We start from the raw sequence: 24,477 nt of genomic DNA on the forward strand, positions 1-24,477 counted from the left end.
CTACCATACTCAGACAGAAATATTAAACGATTGCGACTTCTGGTCCATTTGTTTTGTAAGCGTTTTCCACAATGCGTATTCTACCATTTATTCACTACTACTAGATAGAGATTTTTTTCATATAAATCAGTATTGCTATATTTCTTTGAAGATTTAGTTATAGTCTGTGCTTAATTCCTCTTCTTTCCCCCACACTCTCCTGTTATTTTTCTTTCAAATAGCTGGAGAATATAGTTTCCATATAGCGACTTATTATATAGGAGAAAAATGCAGGAATGATTACAACTAATATTGGTAATAACCATATACTAACTATAAAAAACACTAGAAGTATTAATAGAAATAGCGATTTAGGCAAATGGCTGATGGCTAAAATGGCAGCATTTTTCCAAACAATTTTTAATGGGGATTGAAATCTCGCTATATAGGAGATAGCATAAATAAAACAACAACATACCAAAGGGATAAGCAGAAGAAATATTGTTTGCCCTATTATAGATACAACACTCCCATTTGTTTGCGCTCCTAAAAACAGACTATTGTAATAAAACACAGAAATGGCAGCTACAAAAAATACCCAAGTAATAGTAGCCTGTTTAAAGCTACTTTTCATCGCTTTCCAAAATTGTTGAAATATATATCCCTCTTCCTCTCTAATAGCATGATGGGCTGCATAATACAATGCAGCCGTTGATGCCCCAATCGTAATGATAGGTAACGAAAATACTGTCCAAAGAATACTTAAATATAATAAATTAGCTACCTTTGTCAATCTCCTCATATATATGCCATTCATTAACCTATTCATACTGTTTCACCTTTTCTGTTACATGCAGCTCTACTTCCTCGTTTACTTGCTCCAACCATTGAAAGTCTGCATAACAACTGTTTGTAAGATCCGATTTACTAGTTACATAAACTCCCATTGTACAACCAACAAATCCTCCTGCCACTTCCGTACTTAGGATATGTGCATCTATATTCTTCACCACTTCTATTTCCTCGCCATCTTCTTGAGAATAATAGAAATGGAGTTTTTGACAATCGCCTTTTATTTTTAAGGTTAAATTACGAGAATCCTCTACTATACGTTCTTCCAGCTTCTCTTCCCCATTATAATTTGTTATGACTCTCAATTCTCTTTTTCCATCAAACAATCCTGAGACAAAGCGAATAGAATAACGATCATTTTGCAGAATGACAAGCCCGGCTTCATCCCCATTTTGTTGCGGAGTAAAATCCAGCCTCGTTTTAAGCGTATACCACATGGATTGTTGTCTAATCCCTATATAAGAAGGGGATGCAATATCTGCGATTGTATGTGGGGAAGCGTACATTCTTAACCAACCGTCTCTTTCATCAAAAACATACTTTTCTATATCAGGATTTCTTAAAAATAATAACCGCTTATCTAAAGGTTGTTCAAACAGAATTCGGGGATTTACTGTTTCTGTTGGAAAAAGTGGCAGCCTGTGCATCTGCTCTCTTGCTAACCTTCCTAATCCCGGATTAATGACTGGCCAATCACTCTCCCAGACTACTTCTGCTAGAAATGTCTCTCTGCCTAAATTGCTATATCCGTCAAAAATACGACTTGCAAGACAAGTCATATACCACTGCCCATCCGCTGTTTCCACTAAGTCGCCATGCCCTACATTACATACAGGATAATCACGTCCAAGATGCCTATGTGTAAGAATAGGGTTACATGGATTTCCTATATACGGACCATCAATTTTTTCACTTCTCGCAATCGTGACACAATGTTCAAACGAAGTGCCACCTTCTGCAATCATTAAATAATAATAACCGTTCCTCTTATATAAATGTGGTCCTTCTGGCCAAATTGCCTCTCTTAGAGCACCCTTCCAAAGTTTTGTACTGACTCCAATCAGTTTCATAGATTTTAGATCTATTTCCTGTAGCCATACCTCCCAGTCTCCATTGTAGCGCACTCCTTTGGGATTGGGCCTTGTCCCTACATAATAGCTTTTTCCATCTGTATCAAAGAATAGACTTGGATCGATTCCTGCTGCTCCTTCTAAATAATATGGATCAGACCAGGGTCCTGTTGGATCAGTTGCTGTCACAATAAAGTTTCCACCATTTGGAACATTTGTCGTTATCATATAGAAAATTCCTTTGTTATACCTAATAGAAGGTGCAAATATTCCTTGAGAATGTGTAACATCTGATAGGGGAAGCTGCGATTTTCGGTCCAATATATTTCCGATTAATTCCCAGTTAACAAGATCCTTACTATGGTAGATCGGAACACCAGGAAAATAAGAAAAAGTGGATGTAACCAAATAATAATCATCTCCAACTACACAAATAGATGGATCAGGCGAAAATCCTTTTAAAATTGGATTCTTAAAAGTCTGCACTGCCGATCATCCCTTCTTCTCAAAAATAGCACTACCATATTCTATAATTTCCGCTTAACGATAAAAACGCAAAGCTATAAAGAAAGTTATCATAATATCTCCGCTCTCCCGTTCTAAGGGGGGTATTCCAAAATTTCTCTACACAGTCTTTCGCATAATCAAACTTTCCTTCTGTTGCAAGGGAACCCATCGCATTTGTTGCTAATAGGCCAACAGGATGTAACACATTCTGCTCCACCTTTGTTCCATCTATAGCATAAACGTAATCCTCTTCTCCTTTGACTGTTTCGCAAAAGAATTTTTGAATCTTTGCCACGCAATTTCTTAATTCTTCGTCTTTGCCAAACCATTCGTAATCGAGGCCAATATTAGCCGCTACCCGATACGAATCACTATAAAAGTAGAAATGCTCGCTGTCATAGTAAGGATTTCCATCATAATCGGCATATTCTGCTGTAAGCCCCGTAACTGGATGACATGCTTTTAACAAATAGCTTCTACTCGCTTCCGCTGCTCCCTTCCAAAAATCACGATCTTCTTCATTTGCCCATAGGGAAAAAAGTTCATAAAAGTGGGGCAAATGATAGGAAGGATCAGAGTACTCTACTTCTGGAATAAATTTGATAAGCTTATTTTCAGGATTCCACATTGGAAAGCCATCATTGTTTTCTCCTTTATGGATGCAATAGTGGAGAATATCTTTCGCTTCTTTTGAATATTCAAAGATTCCGTCTCCATCTCCCCAGCGATGCGAAGCAAAAAATAATGCCATTGCAAAAAATTCTTCTCCGTCGGGAGCTGGTCCATAAGAATTTTTTACTCCTTCGGGTGAAACAGACCATGAAAAATAGTTAGCATGAACACCAGAATCCATCCACATATATGTTTTTGTCCATTTCCATAACCGATCAAATACTTCCTTTTGATCTAATTGCACACTTAACATCATTGCATAGGACATACCTTCTGTCCTTACATCGTTATTCCCCGTATCTACCACATATCCCATCTGGTTATCTGTTTCATAATAAATTCGTTCCTCCTCCTTTCCGAAAAATAACGTTTGCCAAATAAGCGCTAAGCGATTGTTAATTTCCTCTTCTTGATAGCCATATTTTTTAAATAAATTAGTATATTCCCCCGTCTGAAATGCTTTAACCATATTAATCTACCGAACTATCACGTTTTGATAGTAAGGCAGCTCACCTCCATCACTTATTTTTAACATCTTTATTCTTTTACTCCACCTATTGTTAGTCCACTCATAAAATATTTTTGTAAGAAGGGGTAGAGACAAACAATCGGCAATGCTGTAATAATGGTTGTTGCGGCTCGTATTGATGTAGGAGTGACCATAGAAGACGAATTTTTCATAGAATCCGCATTTGCACCTTGATTCGTCACAGAAGAAAGCAGTTTCATTAATTCATATTGTAATGTAGTTAATCGATCATTAAATCCATTGTATAACATCGCATCGAACCAAGAGTTCCATTGGTATACTGCTATAAATAATGCAACTGTTGCTAAAACTGGTTTGCATAGCGGCATTATAATACTTATAAATATTCTAAAATGAGATGCACCATCCATTTTGGCCGATTCCACTAAACTCTCCGGTAATCCATTAATATACGTGCGGATAACTAACATATTAAACGCACTTATCATTCCCGGAATAATATACACCCAAAAGCTATTTAACAATCCTAATTTACTCATCAAAAGGTAATTCGGAATCAACCCCGCATTTAAATACATAGTAAAGATATAGAGCAATGTAATAGATTTTCTAAATACAAATTCCTTTCTGCTTAATATATAGGCTAAAAGAGCAGTCAGAAATAATTGAACGATTGTAGCAATTACCGTTCTTGCAACAGTAATAATAGAAGCTTGGATAAGCGTATCTTTTTTCAATACAGTTATATAGTTTTCAAGTGTTAATTCTCTTGGAAAGAGGTAAATTCCTCCTTTAATAGAATCTAATCCATCATTAAAGGAAACTGCTAGCGTATTTAAAATGGGGTACAGTGTTGCAAGAATAAAAAACAGTAAAAAAATCCATTTAAAAATATCAAAAAGTACATCAGAATAATAGACCTTTTTCATCACTCTCCATCCTCCTTTAGAATAGTCTTTCTTCTCCCGCTGCTTTCGCTAAGTGGTTAGCAATGAAGATTAAGGTAAGACTAATTATTCCATTAAATATTCCAGCAGCAGTAGCTAATGAATAGTTATTTAAGCTAATTCCGTATTTTAAAACAAAGATATCAATTGTTTGCGATACTCCTTGCACTAATCCATTTCCTAATAAATATTGAACTTCAAATCCAGCATTTAATATATTTCCAATATTGATTAATAAGAGAATAAAGATAGTTGGTTTAATCCCCGGCAATGTAACATGCCAAATTTTTCTTAAGCGATTCGCTCCATCAATAGATGCTGCCTCATACAGTTCTTCATTAATCGATGCCATTGCCGCTAAATAAATAATGCTTCCCCATCCAGTTGATTTCCATACATTTGCAAAGCCTACAATCCACCAAAAGTATTTGGGATCTGCAAAAAAGTTAATAGGTGTATCAATTATGCCAAAAACTAACAATAATTGATTGATAATACCTGTTTCCGGAGACAATACTTCCATAACAATTCCTGTCACGATAATCCAGGATAAAAAGTGAGGAAGATAAGAAACGGTTTGCATAAACTTTTTGACTGTTTTATTTCTTACCTCGTTTAATAGAAGTGCAAATCCAATAGAAAAAATGAATCCTAGCACTAGGTTTATCATACTCATTGCTAACGTATTACGGACTACATTAATGAATGTAGGATCAGAAAAGAGAAATTTAAAATTGTTTAGCCCCACCCATTCTTGTTCAAATATTCCTCTTCCTGGCCGATAATTTTGAAAAGCCATTAACCAGCCACTAAGAGGAGCATAATAAAAAATTAATGCATAAATTACAAAGGGGATAGATAACAACACTAATTCTTTTTGCTCTTTACATTTTTTAAATAATTTTTTTAAAGAACCTACCTTTTTCGGAGATGGCTGTACGACAGTTTCTAACATTACCGGTTTCTCCTGCTGCACCCTTTACACACACCTTTCCTTAATACGAAAGGGATTGGGAAAACGTCCTATATTTCAGGGCGCACCCCAATATTTCGTTAAATAATCATTACCAGCATTTTTAATTATTAGATTCAGAGACTTCGATTCTTCGTTGTACTTCCTTTGTTAAGGCATCTTCATAGGCCTTTACATCAACTTGAGAATTGTAAGCATCCATGTAATCATCCCAAGCACTTTCAAACTTATCTGGTGATGTCATAATAACTTTTGGTAACCACTGCTGCTTTACTTCCGTCATTTTTTCTTTTGAAATTCCTTCTGGTGTGCTGGCAGTCCATCCATTTGTCGCTGAATAAATAGGATACCAAGGTGCATTTTCCTTCACTGGTGTTAAGAAATCTGTCCATTTTTTATAGCCATAAGCATCAAGAATTTTTCGATCCAAATCAGATAAAGTAGCATAGAATTCATCTGGCTGTTCACCTGGAGATACAGCATTGATTCCGTCTTCCAGCATTCCAGTGTATGTCGGGAAATAATTATAATCAGAAAAATTATTCGTCACGTAATTCTGATTTTTTGCGTTTTTACGTTGTTCTTCGGTTCGATAGAATAAACCTTTATCATCTACTTCATAATCAACGCCCTTTTCTCCCCAAGTTCTCATAACCATCACCTCAGGATCAAGTAAGTCATTTAGGAACTTCAAGGAGCCCTCAACATCTTTATTACTAATGCTAATACCAAGACCATTTGCAACATTCAATGTTGGCGGACTAAAATATTGCGGTGTAACATTTTTATCTAAGACTAAATCAAGCGGAACATAAGTTAGATGATCTAAACCTTGTGATTTAAGAGAAGTTTCTGCATCCTGGAATTGCCAATATTGATCAACCATTCCTAATACACGCCCTGAAGAAATTTTTGCAATATATTGATCATAAGACATCGTAAAAGTTTCTGGATCAACTATTCCTTTGGCAAATTTCTCACTTAGGATTTTGTAATACTCTTTTGCTTCTGGAATTTGATCATAAACTTTTGCTTCCTTTGTTACAGGATCAATAACCGCAGCTCCGTCATTAGGATATCCCGCTAAAAATTGCGGTGGGTTTTCTAAACAGAAATATCTCCAATCATCAGACAAAATGGAAAATCCAATATTCTTCTGGCCATCCTCTGAAGTAGGATTTTCTTTAAGATAGCTTTCAATTAGATCAAAATATTCATCTAATGTGGTGATTTCAGGATAATCAGCCCATTCCAAAATGCGCTTTTGAATCCAAAATGCTTCATCACTATGGTTAACTGCCATATTCTGCCCTTTAACGACACCAAATTGCGGAATAATATAAATATGTCCATCCTCATGTCTAATTTGATTCCATTGAGCATCCGTATACAAGTTTTTAATATTGGGATAATCATCTAAATAATCCTCTAATGGAATTAATGCACCAGCATTGATTAATGCAGCTGTACCATCTGATCCATCAATAAAATCAGGATATTCACCTCCTGCAATCATTACCCCGATTCGCTCAGAAGCGGTTTGTCCTGTTAACCACGTAACATCTGCTTTTGCTCCTATTTTTTCAGCAATTTTATTCATCATTCTATTATCATCCGGTAATTCTTTACCAGGCACAGCCATAAATGCAGTAAAAGTTTTTATTCCATTTTCATCCACATTAGACGATGTTTCCTTATCTGATTCGCAGCCTGAGAGCACTAATAAACCTATTAAAAACAAAGATAAAACGGATACTATCTTCTTCATCTGTACACCTCCGGATAATTGTTCAACCAATAAGAATAAAGAAATGTATATACTCCATATAAAATAAAAGATAGCAAGGTCTTCCTTATCTCCCCCTTTTCATTCTAATAAAGAAAACGCTTTCTTCATCAACCATAACAAATGTAAACAATGTTTTCATCCATACATTCTAAAGAGAATACACAAAAAAGACATGATATATTTAATTTGTCTTATTTTTTTGGTTTTTTTATCCAAAATTATAGAGGGTTTAATGATGTGGTGAAGGAGGTATTGAAGGTTGTTTTATTGATATACAAATAAATAGGACATTTTTTTTAGTCCTATTCCTTAGGAGGAAAAAACAAATATTTTCCTCCTAATTCTTCCTATACTGGTGACTATATGGATTAAACGGAGTGAAATAAGAAACGGAGTAGTCCAAGTTTATCATCTCACTATATTCAAATACGGTGCCATTCTGCAGAATTCCTCGATTAAAAATCTTCATAGCAGCCGTACCCTTTTTACAGTTAAGCAGCTCGGCATCTTCTTTACTGACATTTATGACACTATAGGTAGTAATAAAATGAGAGATTTGATAGCCACATTGCTGGACATACTCATGAACGGAGTTTTTTACTGCTTCCTCCTCTAAATCTGGGAAATAGACACACGGAAGTCTTGTCGTTTCTATTTGCATTTTTTGAAAATCCACAATGCGAACACGTTTATACTCCCATACTTTTGTTTTTTTACCACTTAAGTCAAATATTTTTTCTAAAGCATGATCTGCCTCTATTTTTTTAAAATAAATAATTTTTGATTGAATATCTTTAAACTTTCTTTCTGTGAGTGAATTATATATTAAAGGGCTTTTATACCGTGTCTCATTTACAAAAATTCCTGAACCCTGAATAACTTTTACACACCCTATATTCACAAGCTTTTTTAGTGCTTCACGAATAGTGTATCTCGATACATCATAATGTCTTGCCAGTTCTCTTTCCGTTGGGATTTTTTCGCCAGCTTTATATTTATTTTGATAAATCTTACTTAAAATATCTTCTGCTATAAAGTCTCTTTTTTTCATCATTCTTACCTCTCAAACAGAATAAGTTTCATCCGCCTCATCATTCTAACATATATTTATTTCTTAAAAATAAAAGAAAGAGACAGATCCCTTTTACTAAGACCTCTCTCTTCATTTCTATTATGGTGTATGAATAGCGCCGTTTGGTATTCGGGCTTGTGTCCATTCATGTTTGCGATAGATAACAGGGTAATTCTTCGCCATTTCCTCATCAAATTCTACGCCAATTCCCTCTCTTTCAATTGGGTAAATATAACCTTCATGCACTTTTATCGCATGCGGGAACATTTTCATTGTCGTTTCATCTGGTTCCTGAATCTCTTGAATTGCCGCGCTATGAAGATGAATATTTAAATGCGTATTAACCGCCACCCCAATTGGCGTCATATCAGAAGGCCCATGCCACGCAATGCGCACACCAAAATTTTCACAAAGAGCAGCTAGCTTAAGTGCTGGGGTAATTCCACCAATTTGTGAAACATGACAGCGTATATAATCAATTTGTCGATTAACGATTAGATTTCTCCATTCCATTGGATTATTAAAAAGTTCTCCCGTCGCAATAGGTGTCGTACATTGTACTTTTAGTTGGGAAAGCCATTCATTTTGATCAGGCGGCAAAATATCTTCTAAGAAATAAAGCTTATATGGTTCCAGTTCTTTTGCCAACTGAAGGGCTTGATTTGGAAATAACCGCTCATGAACATCGTGTAAGAAGTGAATAGAATAGCCATATTTTTCACGAAGTGCCTTAAACATAGTAATGACATCTGTCATATAAATATCTGGATCAAAATATTCCCCTTCACTTAGCTCGTTCGTCAAGTGCATTTTTTGATTTTTCCCACCATATTTCCCCAACTGACAACGAATATGACGATATCCCTTTTGGATTAACTCATCAACATTGGCGAAAAGTTCATCGAGTGTTAATCCGTCTGCATGAGTATATGCGGCAATGGCATTTTTAGATTTTCCGCCTAGCAATTGATAAAGAGGCATATTAGCAAGCTTTGCTTTTATATCCCATAAGGCCATGTCGATGCCGGCAATCGCATTATTTATTACTGGTCCATTGCGCCAATAGGAATTCACCATCATCATCTGCCATAAATCTTCAATATGATTGGCATCTTTATTTAATAATAAGGGTTTTAGATATTCCTCAAGGATGGATTGAACTGCTAAAGGCCGCTGCTGAAAGGTTGCACAGCCATATCCATAAATCCCTTTATTAGTTTCCACTTTCACGACAACTAAATTATGCCGATGTGGATTGGTTACAAAAGATTTAATATCTGTTATAATTGTCGGTTCCACCAAAATCTCCTTCTCTCTCTTTGCTTCTTCTTGTCAAATCAAAGCCAATCAATACTTAAATTTAAACATAGGAAAAATACAGCGTCAATTTGGTTAGGCAAGTCATAATATAACGTTAATTTACCGTACCAATTTTATAAACAAATCGGAAAAAACCTTTATTTTATAAGGACCAGATCATTATCTTGGTATTTTTAAACCGTTTTCAAAAATTAATGAGCTATGCTATGATTTCCTTGTCAAATCAAAGTGCAATTATACATTTTCCGCATTTATGTAAGAGGAAAGGATGCTATGAAACTATGAGGGAAAAAGACACGATTTCAAAAATCATTGAATATGTTGGCGGTAAAAGTAATATTAAAAAAGTTTGGCATTGTATGACTCGTTTACGTTTCGATTTATATGACCAGTCGTTAATAAAAAGAGAGCAAATAAAACAGCTGGATGGAGTAATCGGAGAACAATTACAAAGTGATCAATACCAAATCATTATTGGTACCCATGTCCAAAAATTTTATACAGCAATCATCGATGAGTTAGGACTAGATGAAGATAAGCAAGAAGCACAAGAAGGCGACAAGAAAAAAGGAGTTTTTGGAAGATTACTAGATGTTGTTTCAGGTGTTTTCGGACCAATAGTTCCTGCTATTGCCGGAGCTGGAATGATAAAAGGGATATTAGCTGGACTCATTGCCTTAAATATTCTTTCTAAGGAAAGTGAAACTGTCACTATTTTAGATTTAGTTGCAAGCGGTGTCTTTTACTTTCTACCATTCTTTTTAGCAGCCTCAGCAGCAAAAATCTTTAAAACCAATCAATACTTAGCTATTGCCATCGCTGGAGGACTGATGTATCCAACCTTATTGGATGCAGCTAAATTAGGAGAAATAAGTCAATTCCAATTTATCGGCTTACCGATTCCCGTTATTAATTATTCTGGTACAGTTATACCTGTTACCCTTTCAGTTTGGGCATTAAGCCATATTCACAAATGGGTGGACCGTTTTATGCCAAATGTTTTACGCACAGTATTTACACCTACTTTGGCTCTATTTATTGCTATTCCTTTTTCTTTAATTGTCACGGGTCCATTGGGTGGTTATGTCGGTAAGGCATTGGCTTATGTTATCGAACTTTTATTTGATATTTCGCCTATAGTAGCTGGTGTTGTAATGGGAGGAGCAAGACCCATTGAAATTGTATTCGGAGTGCATCACGCTATCACGCCAATCGCCCTGCAAAACTTCGCCGATAAAGGCTATGATATGTTAATGCCAATGATGTTTATGACCAATATGGCAATTGCTGGAGCGACCTTTGCTATGTTCTTTAAAGCAAAAAATAAAATGGAGAAATCGATTATCATTTCTGCAACTATATCAGCACTACTCGGCATTACAGAACCTGCTTTATTCGGTGTATTAATTAAAAATAAAAAAGCATTTATTGCATGTACAATCGGAAGTGCCATTGCCGCTACCTTCTTTGCCGCTGCAGGAGTGAGAATATATGGCTATATCCTTTCTAGTATCGTAAGTCTAGTTGCCTATGTTGGTCCTTACTTCCCATATGCGATAGCTGGAATTATTATTGCCATCGGATCCGCTTTCTTGATTGCCTACTTTACGATTAAAAAAGCTGATACTAATGATGTAAATGAGCCTGTTTCTGATACACAGAAGCTTTAATGCTAGCTACTAAAATAGCTGTCTCTACAAAGAGACAGCTATTAATCATAAGAATAGATAAATATGTATTAATTAATGAAAGATTTCTTATCTCTCACAAGCATACCCATCCTTATCTCTATCCATTTTTGACTGATAAGCAGGATGAGAGCTTGGTACCCCATTTGGATAGACAGATCTTAATTCCGTACAATTAGCAAAATTATTATTGCCTGAATTAACAGTGGAAGCAGTTGCATTATTATTTTTGGAACTAGCGGTACTGCCTGAATTCGAAGCTTTTGTTGAAGAACTTGATGGCGTATTCGCCGCAGCAGCAACTTTGTCTTCTAAGTTATTTACTTTTTCTTCAAGCTCCTTCTTTTCACTTTCTAAGTTAGCGATTTTTTCTTCTTGTGATTTTTTGTATTCTGCAAATTCCTTATCTTGATCCTTGCTATCAGAGAGCTTAGCTTCTGTATCACTTAATTCAGTTGAAAGTTTTTCTTTATCTGATTCGAGTTCTACGACTTTATCTTCAAGCTCTTTTGCTTTTGTTTTTAATGCTTTTACTTCTGACTCTAATTTACTATTCTTTCCCTCTACTTCTTGTAATTGTCCTTGAGTTCCTGTATCAAGAAAAGAAGCCGAAAGAATCATTAATAAGAAACCACCAATTAAGGAAAAATAAAATATTTTCTTTGAAAGAATTGGATTTCTGCCTCTCACCTTTTTAAGCAAATAGATAACGAAGTAAATAAGCGCAAATACCATTAATAATAATCCTATAAGTCCTAAGCCAATCATGCTGTCCTCCAAAAAATTATATTTAGGAGCCTCTTCCTATAACTTGAAAAGTAGTCATTAAGAAGTAAATCCCACCCATTTACTATCGGTAGTTTTTCCTATATTTCTATAAAATTCTTTCGACAAAATCTGCATATTCCTTTTAATTTTACTATCTCAATACAAAAAACTCCAATCTCACAAAACCGATATAACGCAGTTTTGATGAGATGGGAGCCTCTTTGATTTGCATCTACTTCTCTTAAACAACTACTCGTTAATCTATAGGCAAAAGTTATAGCGTAATACTATCATTTTTAGATACTTTCATAAATATTAAGAGAGAGAGAACTGTTATTATCGTTAATATTGTAGACAGTGCTGCTGCAATACCATAATTCCCCCGAATTACCTCCGTATAGATTGCTACTGTCATTGTTTTGGTATTTACCGTATATAGCAATATGGACGTAGAAAGCTCTGAAAGCATGGTAATCCAGCTCAATATTGCTCCAGAGATAATGCCAGGCAACATCATTGGAACGGTTATTTTGATAAAAGTATTTAACCGGCTACTGCCTAAACTTTCAGCCGCTTCCTCAATAGAAGGTGGAATTTGCTGTAAGGAGGCTACTGATGATCTTATCGTATACGGCAATCTTCTAATAGATAAAGAAATAACCATAATAAACGCTGTACCAGTAATTGCGATTATTCCACTTCCACCTATTCCCGTATTAAATGATGCTAATAAGGCTATCCCTAAAACAGTGCCAGGAACAATATAAGGAATCATACTTAAACTATCAATCAATGATGTAAATAGGTTACGTTTCCTTACCGCCAAATAAGAAATAAAGATAGCAAAAATAACTACGATTACTAGGGCTAAGAAAGGTATCCTTATCGTGTTAATTATCGCTGATCCCATTCTATCCCATGCTTCTATATAACTATTAAAAGAATATCCCTCTTGAAATACCATCCCTTTTGTATTTAAAAACGAGGTATACATCAGGTAAAATTGTGGCAGCATCGCAATAAATACAATGCCATAAACTACTATATAAACAAAAAGTTTCTTAAATCCTTTCATACTTTTGGGCTGCACAGGGTGAAGCGAACTCATACTAAAAGAATTTTTATTGGACACATATTTCTGAATTAAAAATATGACTAAGGCAATAACAATTGCAATAATAGCTAAAGAAGCTGCAAATGCTGCATTTCCTCCTACCTCACTAATGAACTGCGTATAAATTAACACCGGGAAAGTTCGATAACCTTCTCCAATTAACATTGGGGTTCCAAAATCGGAAAACGCCCGCATAAAAACTAGTAAAGCTCCTGCTAAAATGGTAGGAATCAACAGTGGTAATAACACTTTGAAAAACCGAGCTATTCCTGTACATCCCATACTCTCAGCTGCTTCTAAAATCGAATTATCAATACTCTTGAAGGCACCTGTAACATATAAGAAAATAAGCGGGAACAACTGCAAAGTAAAAACTAGGGTTATTCCAGAAAATCCGTAAATATCAAATGGAGGAAAATGAAGATATTCCACTAAAAATTTAGTAATGACTCCATTTCTTCCTAATAATAGGATCCATGAGTAGGCACCAATAAAAGGTGCTGACATGGAAGCTATAATAATTAATACTTGCAGCACTTTTTTTCCTTTAAACTGAAACATGGAAAATAAATAAGCTAAAGTTATTCCAATTACTAACGCAAAGAACGTTGCAGAAATAGAAACTTTAAAACTATTGATTAATGTTTCCGAGTAGTAACTTTTAGAGAAAAACTCAACAAAGTATTTTAATGAAAAGGAACCATTTATAAATAATGCTTGTATTAAAATCATTAATACCGGATATATAAGGAAAACGGTATAAGTAAGAAGGATAAATAAGGAGGAGCCGGTCCAAATATTAAATTTAAACTTGTTTCTCATTATTTACACCCCCAATAAATTACGTGAACCATCATCTGTAAATATATTGATTTTTTGTTTATTTATCGCCAGCCAGACTTCATCCCCAGCCTTCAAATCTTCTTCAAATGTTGACTCTTCACTTACTTGAATATTTTCTCCTGTATCAAGATGAATGAAATATTCCGTATTCATTCCTAGGTAGACACTATCAGTTATTACGCCACGAATAGTATCAGGATTTTGCTTTGTTCTTACATATTCCTCTGGTCTAATACTCACTCTAACTCTTTGACTATGTTCGCTGGCTAGTTCATCAAAGGAAAGATTAAAACCATTTTCGAACTCTATTGTGGCACTATCTCCAGTAGAAACTAGTTTCGCTTCTTGTATATTGGTTCTCCCAATAAAGGTAGCAACAAATTCATTAGCAGGGCGGTGATATAATTCTTTCGGACTTCCAATTTGCTGAATTACTCCATTATTCATAACAGCAATCTGATCTGAAATTGCCATGGCTTCTTCTTGATCATGGGTAACATATACGGTTGTTATCCCCACTTCTCTTTGGATATCCCTAATAGCTTGGCGCATATCAAGTCTTAATTTAGCATCTAAGTTACTTAGCGGTTCATCCATCAGTAGTACATCAGGATTTATTGCTAATGCACGTGCTAGCGCAACACGCTGCTGTTGTCCACCACTTAATTTTTCAGGTTTCCGCTCACTATATTGCTCAATTTGCATTAATTTCAAATATTGAGTCGTCCTCTTTTGTATTTCCTCTTTCGTAAGTTTTCTTTGTTTTAAACCAAATTCTACATTTTCTCTTACCGTTAAATGAGGAAAGATTGCGTAGTTTTGAAATACCATTCCGATATTTCTTTTACTTGGTTCTTTATCATTTATTCTGTTCTCATTAAAATAGAAGTTTCCTCCTTCTATTGAATTAAAACCAGCTATCATTCTCAGTAAGGTTGTTTTCCCACATCCAGATGGACCTAAGAGGGTAAATAAAGATCCATCCTTTATATTCAGGGTTAGATCTGGAATTACCGCTACTCCTCCATATTCCTTTTTGGCATGCTCTATATTAATAAAACTCATTCTCTTTCACCTCCTGGCCTCTCATTATTTAGATTGAATATCAACAAATATTTCATTATAATGTTGGACAATTTCATCCTTATGCTGAATAACATATTCATAGTCTTCTGTTAATGTCTTAATATCTGCAAGCGGCTTCATATTTTCTCCGATTTCTACATCATCTCTAACTGGTCTATTAGTTGTTGATTTTGCAAGTACCTCTTGAACATCTTTAGAAATAATGAAATCAAGGAATTTTTTCGCATTATCCATATTTTTGGCATTTTTCACAACCGCTGAGTTTGCAGGTAAGAAAACCGTACCTTCTTCTGGATAAATAATTTCAACATTCGCTCCATCATTCAATAACTTCACTGTCGGATCTTCATAAGATAATCCAACTGCCATCTCTCCATCGGCCACTGTTTTATATACATTACTAGAACTAGAGTTGATTTTTCCATCTATATTTGTAAAGAGATCTTCTACATAATTCCAGGCATCATCTGAATCATATCCGCCCTTTGCAAGTAAAATATTCGTTAATTGCGAAAATGCACTTGATGAATTAACTGGATCAGCTGTAGAGATTTTTCCTTTTAACTCGGGATTCAATAAATCAGCATATCCTTTAATATCCATTCCTTTTGTCAGATCTTTATTTACAACAAGTACACTTCCATCTAAAGTAAATGGAGTAGAATACCCATTAGTATTGCGATATTCCTCTATTACATTTTCGTTTTCAGCAGAAACATATTCTTCGAATAATTCTCCATGAAGAGCATAAGTAGTATAGGTTCCTCCAAACATTACATCCGCCACTGGAGAGTCTTTTTCGCTTTCCAACTTTTTGAATAACTCTCCTGTACCAGCCTGAATTAACTCAACCTTGATTCCATATTTTTCTTCAAAGGCAGGGATTGTCGCATTAATTAACCCTTCTGAATTTGGTGTGTAAATAACTAATTTATCCGATGCTCCTTCTCCCGCTTTCTCTTCAGATGAACAAGCAGTTAGTGCTAATACACCAACAACTACCAAAATCAACATTTTCCAATATCTTTTCATTTATTATCCTCTTTTTATCATTGATATGTTTAGGATAATATATAAGCAAACGCTTTCAAATGGTACTATTCTATAAATTCAGAGAAAATTCTACACTACTTTCTCTCCAAAAATTCAGTACAAGTATATCCTGTGTATTTCTTAAACACTTGATTAAAATACTTATAATCAGTGAAACCAACTTTTTCAGCTATTTGATAAATTTTATACTCTCCGCGTTGAACCTCTTCAATTGATTTTTTTATTCGATATTGATTCAGGTATTCATTAAAAGTTTGTTTGGTTTCCTCTTTAAATTTCTTATAAAGAAGAGATGAGCTATATCCCAGTTCATTTGACACTGCATTAAAAGTAAACTTTTTTGCGTAATTTTTCTCAATATATTGAATCATCTGCTTAACTAAATGATCATAATGACCCTCAAAAGATGAATGTGCTAACCCCTTAATCATATCGTCTATTTTCTGCTTTTCCTTTTGTTCCAGTTTCAATATATCTACCATTGTCCCTGCTTTTCTGATAGCTTCTTTTAATTCTGATTCATTTATCGGTTTTACAATAAATTCAACTGCGTCATAAGAAATTGCCTTTTTTGCATTAGGAAAATCATTATATCCCGAGACAATAATTTTTGAAAAAATAAGATATTTTGTTTCTTCAAGCATTTGAAAGGCATTTTTTCTTGGCATATTAATATCTGTAATGACAATATCAGGCTTTAGTTCATTTATAAGTTCAATTCCTTCTTCCCCATCACTTGCTTCTCCAATTACTACGCAATTAACTGATTCATAATCAAAACCATAACGCAGCCATTTTCTTATTAATTTTTCATCTTCAATAATGAGAACTCTGTACATTTTTCTCTCACTCCCTGATTTTCATAATGACAGTCGTATGTTCCCCAGGACTTTTTACTTTGAAGTAAGAATTTGGGTACATTAATAATAATCTTCTCTTTGCATTATATAGGCCATGATGGTTCCCACTTTTCTTAAATACATTTGAATTTACTTTAACTAACGTACTATCATCTATACCTCCTCCATTATCGCTTATTTGTATCGTCAAACTTTCCCCAGTTCTGACGATATTAATTGATAAATGTAAATCTCTTCTATCTCTAAATCCATATTTCATACTATTTTCTACTATTGGAAAAATTAACAATTTCGGAATGAGGAATTCCTCTGTTTGTTCCTCTATCGTTATGTCAAACGTAAATCGCTCAAACCGTTCTTTGCAAATTTCCAAATAGTTTTTAATATAAAGCATATCGGTTTTAATGGCTGCTACTTCATTCATTTTGGAAATGCTATATCTCAAAATAGTATTTAGATTTAAGATTAATTTGTTAGCTAATTCTGTATCATAATAAGTTGCTACTCGTATCGTTTCCAATGTATTATACAGAAAGTGAGGATTAAATTGCGCCTCTAGCATTTTGCGTTCTGAGATGACATTTTCCTTTAGTAAAGAAATGTTATTTTGATTTAATTCTTCTAATTCATCGAGCATTTGATTTATATTTTCACTCAAAAATTGGAATTCATCTTTTGACTCTATCTTAAAGCGATAGTTTTTATTATTTGTTACTTTTTTCATTTCATTGGATATAAATTCCACATATCTAGCATTATTGTAAGCGATCTTTTTAGAGGAATAACGAGAAAAAAGTAATAAAAAGAAAACCAAAATCATGACGATGCTAAACGAAAAGCGCCATAATATGTTTAGTGATTCTAATTTTTTATAAACAATTAAATTCATATTTGATTCCAGCAGTCTATGTTTGGAGTAATAGTTCTCTTCTTCACTTTGAAAATTTCCATCCCTTACTTCTGAACTTACTTTTTCTAAAGATCCTTTTAAAAATTCGAATGAGCTACTGGAGAAAACATTATGATAATTATCATACAGTAGATATTGGGTTCCATTTCCTGAAGAGTTTTGCAGAAAATCATTTCCATTCATTAAAAAAGCCGCATATCCAATCGTATAGGAATCCTCCTTTATCTTTTTTAAGGATAATAAGGTATGCTCTCTTTGAGGAGTCATAAATATCCGACGGATAACTTTTTCCTCTAATGGATTATTATCTACTACCGTATTTAAGAAATAGATCAACCTAATATCTTCTTTCTTCTCGCTATCAAATAATAAATTTTTATTTTTATCCAATAATAATAACCGAATTCTTATATTCCTTTCCTTTCTGCTTAGAAGGTGATAATACTCTTCATATAAATCTCTATCAGTTAATTTTCCATCTACATATCTTGCAAATATGGTTTCGCTGTACATTTCTAAATTTTCATCAAGGTAACTAGTTATACTTTTATACTGATTAGTAATCCTTTCCCTTTCTTCTGTTATTTCTTGGTTGATTGAATAGTAATAGTAGCCAAATAGTCCTCCAAAAATCACCAAGGAAGCCAGCGAGATAGTAATAAGCGAACTTACCATAATTTCCTTTCGTAATCTATCTTTAAATTTAAACGTTTTCAAAAAAATGATTCACCCACCTTTCTTTACTAACTCCTTATTATTACGACTACTTTACCAAGATAATTAAAAATTGGAAAGGTAATTTGAAAAACGATACTCACAAACTATTAAATACCAAAAACAGCAGAAGAGACAATTCAAGATAAATAGGATTGTTCTATGCGAATTATATGACTTTCAGGATCATATTGTAAGTCGCATATTAATGTATTCTTCACCATATAAGATAAAAAGAAGCATAGATTTCTTTTCACTTTCTTTCTTAATCATTTATGTAGGTATGTTTAAATAAAAACAGAAGATATCAATATGAATCATTGATACCTTCTGTTATAAATACTCTACTATTTATTGCGCCTTGCGCACTTTTCCAAATAATATTGTTAAAAGGAATGGGACGATTATGACAATGGCCATTCCAATGAAGAATGCTCCCCAATTATTAGGGAAAATGGACAGGAATCCTGGCAAGCCGCCTACTCCTATTGAAGGTGCTTTTACTGCTTGGATAGAAATAAAGGCACCAGCTATAGCAGATCCAATAATGGCCGAAATAAAGGCAAAGCGGAAGCGCAGATTAACACCAAACAACGCTGGCTCCGTAACACCAAGATACGCGGAGATAGCTGAAGTTACTGACAAACTCTTTAATTTTTCATCTTTTAATATAAACAACATGGCAAGTGCTGCTGACCCTTGAGCAATATTGGATAAAGCAACCATCGGCCATAGAAATGTTCCGCCAGTGCTTCCGATCAACTGCAAATCTACTGCTAAGAATGTATGATGCATACCAGTAATAACAAGCGGTGCATATAATCCGCCGTATATTAATCCACCTAAAATTGGCGCAAAATCAAAAATTGCTACAACGCCATCTGTAATTAAGTTGCCAATAAAAAATGTGATGGGACCGATTGCAATAAATGATACAAAACCAGTTACAAGTAAAGCAATAGGTGCCACGAATAACATTTGAAAAGAATCTGGAATTCTGTTTCTTAAGAAAATTTCTAATTTAGCTAAAACATAAGAAGCAAGCAGGACTGGTAAAACCTGACCTTGATAGCCAACCTTTTCTACTTCTAAACCAAAAATGTTCCATGTCGGAATTTCTTTTGCACTTCCATATCCCCATGCATTCAATAAATCAGGATGAACGAGCATTAATCCAAGCACAATCCCTAATAAAGGACTGCCGCCAAATCGAGTCATTGCAGACCAGCCGATTAAACCGGGTAAAAAAGTAAACGCTGTATTAGCTATTAAATTGATAATACTAGCAAAGTCTGCCCATTGTGGATATGCTTGAACCACCGATTGCTCAAAAAAGATACCTTCACCTGTTAGGACATTATTGATTCCCATTAGTAAACCAGCTGTTACAATTGCAGGCAAAATCGGAATAAATATATCAGCTAACATTTTTACAGCACGCTGTAATGGATTTAAATTTTGTTCTGAGGCTTTTTTGACATCATCTTTCGACCCTTCGGATGCACCCGTTTGATTGATTAATTCTTTATAAACCTTCTCCACCGTACCTGGACCAATTACAACTTGAAATTGTCCATTTGCCGAAAACGACCCTTTCACTAAATCTATTGATTCAAGCTTCTCTTTATCTACTTTTCCTTCATCTGCTAATGCAAATCGCAATCTTGTCACACAATGCGTTGCAGCAGAAATATTCTCTTTGCCGCCAATCGCGTCAATTATATTACTAACCTGCTGTTTATCTATGCTCATTTCTTACGTCCTCCCATTCTATGATGAAGATGAATTCTATTCCAAAACTAATAAAACGTTTGCAAATATTTGTCGAATCTTGTATATACATGTTATAAAACTAATGATATAGATGTATATACAAGTTGTCAATGAAAAAGTAATACGTTTACAATGGTGTTTTTTTCTATTTGGTTCTGAAATATAAATCCTATTAATAGTTATAAAACAAGTAGTATCGTATCGTATCGTATTGTATTTAATGATGATATTAAATCCTGCCAACCTTCCGTAGCTGAAGGGAGAAGATATTTATTCTTTTCTATAATATTTTAAGGATGTTTCTAATAGTTTGAGTTTGGAAAGCAAATACTTACAATGAAGCCATTAGCATTCAGCTGTTTACGTCATAGGAGTAGTAAAATATAGGAGAAATTACTGGAAAGATGCTTCCCAGTATGGCAAAGATAAGAGAATTCTAGCCGAAATGGGGTTTTATCAGTCAAATCTGTTGGCTTTTCAGCCAAACTTCTTTTTTATCAGCTAAAACTGGGGGCTTTTCAGCCAAACTTCGATCTTATCAGCTAAAACTGGGGGCTTTTCAGCCAAACTTCGATCTTATCAGCCAAAACTGGGGGCTTTTCAGCCAAACTTCGATCTTATCAGCCAAAACTGGGGGCTTTTCAGCCAAACTTCGATCTTATCAGCCAAAACTGGGGGCTTTTCAGCCAAACTTCTTTTTTATCAGCCAATCTCACTGGCTTTTCAGCCAAACTTCTTTTTTATCAGCCAATCTCACTGGCTTTTCAGCCAAACTTCTTTTTTATCAGCCAATCTCACTGGCTTTTCAGCTAAAGTCGAATTTTTTCAGCCAACATCAGTTTCCCTTGAAGCCTTACATAATTAACGTAAACACCTAATAAAGCTGATACCTTTCTTCTTTTACCCTTTTAGGCACTACATTATTCTTAAAATAAAAGCAAAAAAGACTGTTCTATATGTAGAAGCAGTCCTTCGCTTTCCATTATGGGAGATTCCTTGCCCATGTAGTTACTATTAATGTATAATCTCGCTTGCTTTTGCCTTTTCTGTCATTTTTCTTGTTCCATTTGCCAATGGCTTTTTTAAAAATAGAGCAATAATCAAAGCAATTACACTAAAGATGATAAGCATGCTGATTGAAAATAATACTTTTTCCTTTACCATCCCGCCTACGGTTTCTCTTAATAGGTTGATTGCATGTGTAAATGGTAGGTAGGGATTAATTTTTTGGAAAAAAGGTGGTGCAACTTGAATAGGAAAAGTTCCTCCAGAACCAGATAGCTGCAATACAAGAAAAATAATCGCTAATCCCTTACCTAAGTTGCCAAAAACAGAAACCAATGTATAAACAATTGTCATAAATACTAAGCTGATAAACATGCTGAACAATACGAATGCAACTGGCTCAGCTACATATGCCTTTAAGATAAACATATCTCCCAGTGTCACAATTAAGCTCTGGCATAATCCAATTGTGACAAAGGTTAGCCATCTGCCAAAGTAAATTTGGTTCGGTGTGTAAATTCCTTCAGGATCTCGAACATCCACGCGTAATAAAGAAATGAGCAGCAAGGCACCAACCCATAAACTCAAGGTTGTATAAAAAGGCGAATTCGCTGATCCATAATTAGGAATAGGAAATAACGAATTTTCATTTAATACAATCGGATCAGATATAAAGTCACTTTCTTGTTGTATATCATTTTTCAACAAGGAAATAATTTCTCCTAAATCATACTCATCTTCAAAATTCCGGATAGAATCTGCCGTTTTAGTCAAGGTCGCTTCTAAATTTGGCAATTCATTTTGTACCATATCTGCCGCTTTATGAACAGCCTCTTCCACTCTAGGTAAATCTGTTTTAATAAATGCAGCTACTTTAGAAATATCTTTTTCAGCTGCCGGAAGATCATTACGAACAAAGCTTGCTGCTGCATGAATCTTCTCTTTTAGACTTGGAAAAGATTTTTGATAAAATTCTGCAGCATCATTAATCCTTGCTAGAACTTTATCCATATTTTTCTGGATAAGATTTGTTGTTTCATGAATCTTCTTTTCTATTGTAGGTAGGTCAGAATGAAGCTTTGTTAATTCTTCTTGCGCAAAGGCAAGTGACTCATCCGTATTTTTTAATATCTCTTCTAGCTTTGGTATATTCGCTTGTGCACTTTCCAAATCATTCATTGCATTTTGAGCCGAATCCTTTATCCCCTCTAAAGCACGATGAATAGCTGGCTCTGTTTGCTTGTCATAGCGATTCACTAGAGTAGTACTAAGCTCGATTGCCTCTTGCGACAACGCCAATAAACTGGATGCTTTTTCTTTATCCTCTGCCTGTATCGTTTGTAGCAGCTCTTTTTCTTGCTGAAAATTGGTTTGTAATGCCTGTAAGTTTTTAATTTCAGACAAAAGAGCCTCATCCCCATTTGGAGTTGCACTATTAAGAGTAGTAAATAATGCAATAGAACGTGTTAAACTATTGATACTAGTTTGCACTTGTGCTTGCAAAGCTACTGCATTTGTCTTTGTTTCCTCTTCAGTTAGATTACCATTTTGAACTAATCCAGCAAATTGATGAACAGCATCAGCCGTTTTTTGATGGAGAAGAAGATTTTGTTTATAAACTGGTCCCACCGCATCGAGCGCTTCCCCATTTGCATCGATAAACGCCGGCAGTGTATCTGCTAATTGCTTCCCGTTATTTATCCCTTGTTGGATTTTCTCTAATGAACCACTTGCTGTTTCCAGAAATGACTGCATGTCTTCTACATTTGATAATGCTTTTGTTACCATTTCACTAATGTCAGCAAAATGAGCATCTAGCTCTATCACGCCATCTGCTAGCTTTTGAATCTCTGGCGCCTTTTCCTGTAATACCAGAATGCCTTCTCCAACCTTATCTAGTTCCGGAAGCTTTTCTTCTAATAACAGAATATTTTTACTTGCTTCATTAATATCTGGAAAAGCTGCTTCTAATGTTAAGATTTTTTGGGCTTGTTTATTGATTTCAGGCAATTTACCTTCCAGTGTTACTACTTTTTCTCCTAATTCATTTATTTTCGGAACTTCTTTTTCTAATGCGAAAATTTTCTCTTCTATATTTCTAATCGTCGGTAATTCTTCTTCCAGCTTAATTCCAGCATCATTAAATACACCCAATACGGATTCACTTACCGTATGAATAAAGTTTTCTTTTACTTGCTGCACAATCGTCGAGGCACCAGTAGAAGTCATCTTTGGTGCGATTGCGTTTAACTTTTCATTTACGCTATAATCAATTTCTGGCTTTACTTGTTTGTCCTCTAAAATGGTTGCAATCTTGGCAGAAAAATCATGAGGTATGTACAAGCTTGCATAATACTCTCCTTTTGTAACACCCTCCTTCGCTTTTTCTTTACTTACAAATTCCCAGCCAAGCTTATCATTTTTCTTTAAGCTTGAAATAATTTCATCGCCAATATTGACGGAGGAATCGCGAATAACTGCTCCATCATCTTCACTTGTTACTGCTATTTTTATCCCACTCGTATTCGAATATGGATCCCACGAAGCAGCCAAATTAAACCACGCATATAAAGATGGCAGCACCATTAAAGCCACAATGAGAAGTGCAGCAATAGGCGCCTTAAATATACGAATCCAATCATTTCGGTAAATAGTAAAAACATTCTTCAAAAAAATCACCCTTCGTTAGTTTATGAAGCCGGATAGAAAAGCATTCAGAGGAAAGATTTATTTAATCTTAAACAAAAGCTTCCTTCTGCAATCCCTATCATCTTAATAACGGCAGTCACCTAAAATCCATCCTCTTTTTTCTTAGTATATATTGGAAAAATCTAATATTTCTCTATGATACCACTTCAAGTGATACAACAAAACATTATGGATAAAGGAATTCATACAAAGTCCAAGTAATCAATACAAAACAATCTTCTAAGTAGAAACACTGTAGTACCATTGAATTTTGATTTCTATTCCACCATTTCCGTTTCTCTTT

At 34.7% G+C, this 24,477-nt stretch carries 17 protein-coding genes; 1 reads left to right on the top strand and 16 read right to left on the bottom strand.

The genetic code is table 11. The features are described 5' to 3' along the window. Positions 1 to 202: 202 nt before the first annotated feature. From NX902_RS20705 to NX902_RS20740, 8 genes are all read right to left on the bottom strand, one after another. Complete coding sequence (locus tag NX902_RS20705) at positions 203 to 808, bottom strand: YesL family protein (RefSeq protein ID WP_123258311.1); 606 nt, start codon at positions 806 to 808, stop codon at positions 203 to 205. Beyond that, positions 801 to 2,387, bottom strand: a complete 1,587-nt coding sequence (locus NX902_RS20710; protein ID WP_095329825.1) for a glycoside hydrolase family 43 protein — start codon at positions 2,385 to 2,387, stop codon at positions 801 to 803. The genes NX902_RS20705 and NX902_RS20710 overlap by 8 nt, the downstream gene beginning before the upstream one ends. Positions 2,388 to 2,418: 31 nt before the next feature. Beyond that, positions 2,419 to 3,549 (bottom strand): glycosyl hydrolase family 8, encoded by a 1,131-nt coding sequence (locus NX902_RS20715; protein WP_095329824.1) that lies wholly within the window; start codon positions 3,547 to 3,549, stop codon positions 2,419 to 2,421. A gap of 68 nt (positions 3,550 to 3,617) precedes the next feature. After that, positions 3,618 to 4,499, bottom strand: coding sequence for a carbohydrate ABC transporter permease (locus tag NX902_RS20720; RefSeq protein ID WP_095329863.1), 882 nt, complete (start codon positions 4,497 to 4,499; stop codon positions 3,618 to 3,620). Positions 4,500 to 4,515: 16 nt separating this feature from the next. Then, positions 4,516 to 5,472 carry an ABC transporter permease gene (locus NX902_RS20725; RefSeq protein WP_095329823.1) on the bottom strand — a complete coding sequence of 319 codons (957 nt, stop codon included), beginning with the start codon at positions 5,470 to 5,472 and terminating at the stop codon, positions 4,516 to 4,518. Between the two features lie 121 nt (positions 5,473 to 5,593). Continuing rightward, entirely contained in the window at positions 5,594 to 7,258 is a 1,665-nt protein-coding gene (locus NX902_RS20730) for a sugar ABC transporter substrate-binding protein (RefSeq protein WP_171510006.1), read from the bottom strand. A 358-nt stretch (positions 7,259 to 7,616) separates the two neighbouring features. Then, positions 7,617 to 8,330 (bottom strand): GntR family transcriptional regulator, encoded by a 714-nt coding sequence (locus tag NX902_RS20735; RefSeq protein WP_171510357.1) that lies wholly within the window; start codon positions 8,328 to 8,330, stop codon positions 7,617 to 7,619. A gap of 120 nt (positions 8,331 to 8,450) precedes the next feature. Further along, positions 8,451 to 9,650, bottom strand: coding sequence for an enolase C-terminal domain-like protein (locus NX902_RS20740; protein ID WP_095329820.1), 1,200 nt, complete (start codon positions 9,648 to 9,650; stop codon positions 8,451 to 8,453). Between the two features lie 302 nt (positions 9,651 to 9,952). Between NX902_RS20740 and NX902_RS20745 the strand changes: the two genes are divergently transcribed. Beyond that, a complete protein-coding gene (locus NX902_RS20745; RefSeq protein ID WP_341160961.1) occupies positions 9,953 to 11,341 on the top strand; it encodes a PTS transporter subunit EIIC in 1,389 nt (462 codons plus the stop codon). Positions 11,342 to 11,428: 87 nt separating this feature from the next. On the opposite strand, the gene NX902_RS25840 is transcribed toward NX902_RS20745, so the two are convergent. The 8 genes from NX902_RS25840 to NX902_RS20785 all read right to left on the bottom strand — a co-directional run bounded on the left by NX902_RS25840 (position 11,429) and on the right by NX902_RS20785 (position 24,155). Next, positions 11,429 to 12,127: an excalibur calcium-binding domain-containing protein gene (locus tag NX902_RS25840; protein WP_430755272.1), complete on the bottom strand. Its 699-nt coding sequence runs from the start codon at positions 12,125 to 12,127 to the stop codon at positions 11,429 to 11,431. A gap of 274 nt (positions 12,128 to 12,401) precedes the next feature. Beyond that, positions 12,402 to 14,063 (bottom strand): ABC transporter permease, encoded by a 1,662-nt coding sequence (locus NX902_RS20755; RefSeq protein WP_047944411.1) that lies wholly within the window; start codon positions 14,061 to 14,063, stop codon positions 12,402 to 12,404. Positions 14,064 to 14,066: 3 nt separating this feature from the next. Continuing rightward, entirely contained in the window at positions 14,067 to 15,149 is a 1,083-nt protein-coding gene (locus tag NX902_RS20760) for an ABC transporter ATP-binding protein (protein WP_341160962.1), read from the bottom strand. A 24-nt stretch (positions 15,150 to 15,173) separates the two neighbouring features. After that, positions 15,174 to 16,202, bottom strand: a complete 1,029-nt coding sequence (locus NX902_RS20765) for an ABC transporter substrate-binding protein (RefSeq protein ID WP_123258314.1) — start codon at positions 16,200 to 16,202, stop codon at positions 15,174 to 15,176. A 95-nt stretch (positions 16,203 to 16,297) separates the two neighbouring features. Beyond that, positions 16,298 to 17,062 (bottom strand): response regulator transcription factor, encoded by a 765-nt coding sequence (locus NX902_RS20770; protein ID WP_095259504.1) that lies wholly within the window; start codon positions 17,060 to 17,062, stop codon positions 16,298 to 16,300. A 7-nt stretch (positions 17,063 to 17,069) separates the two neighbouring features. Further along, a complete protein-coding gene (locus NX902_RS20775) occupies positions 17,070 to 18,710 on the bottom strand; it encodes a sensor histidine kinase (RefSeq protein ID WP_341160963.1) in 1,641 nt (546 codons plus the stop codon). Positions 18,711 to 19,058: 348 nt separating this feature from the next. Next, complete coding sequence (treP, locus tag NX902_RS20780; RefSeq protein WP_095329816.1) at positions 19,059 to 20,459, bottom strand: PTS system trehalose-specific EIIBC component; 1,401 nt, start codon at positions 20,457 to 20,459, stop codon at positions 19,059 to 19,061. A gap of 1,035 nt (positions 20,460 to 21,494) precedes the next feature. After that, on the bottom strand, positions 21,495 to 24,155 hold the full coding sequence (locus tag NX902_RS20785) for a YhgE/Pip domain-containing protein (protein ID WP_171510011.1): 2,661 nt from the start codon (positions 24,153 to 24,155) through the stop codon (positions 21,495 to 21,497). Positions 24,156 to 24,477 lie beyond the last annotated feature (322 nt).

This window comes from Niallia sp. FSL W8-0954 (assembly GCF_038005605.1).
GTDB lineage: Bacteria > Bacillota > Bacilli > Bacillales > Cytobacillaceae > Niallia > Niallia circulans_A.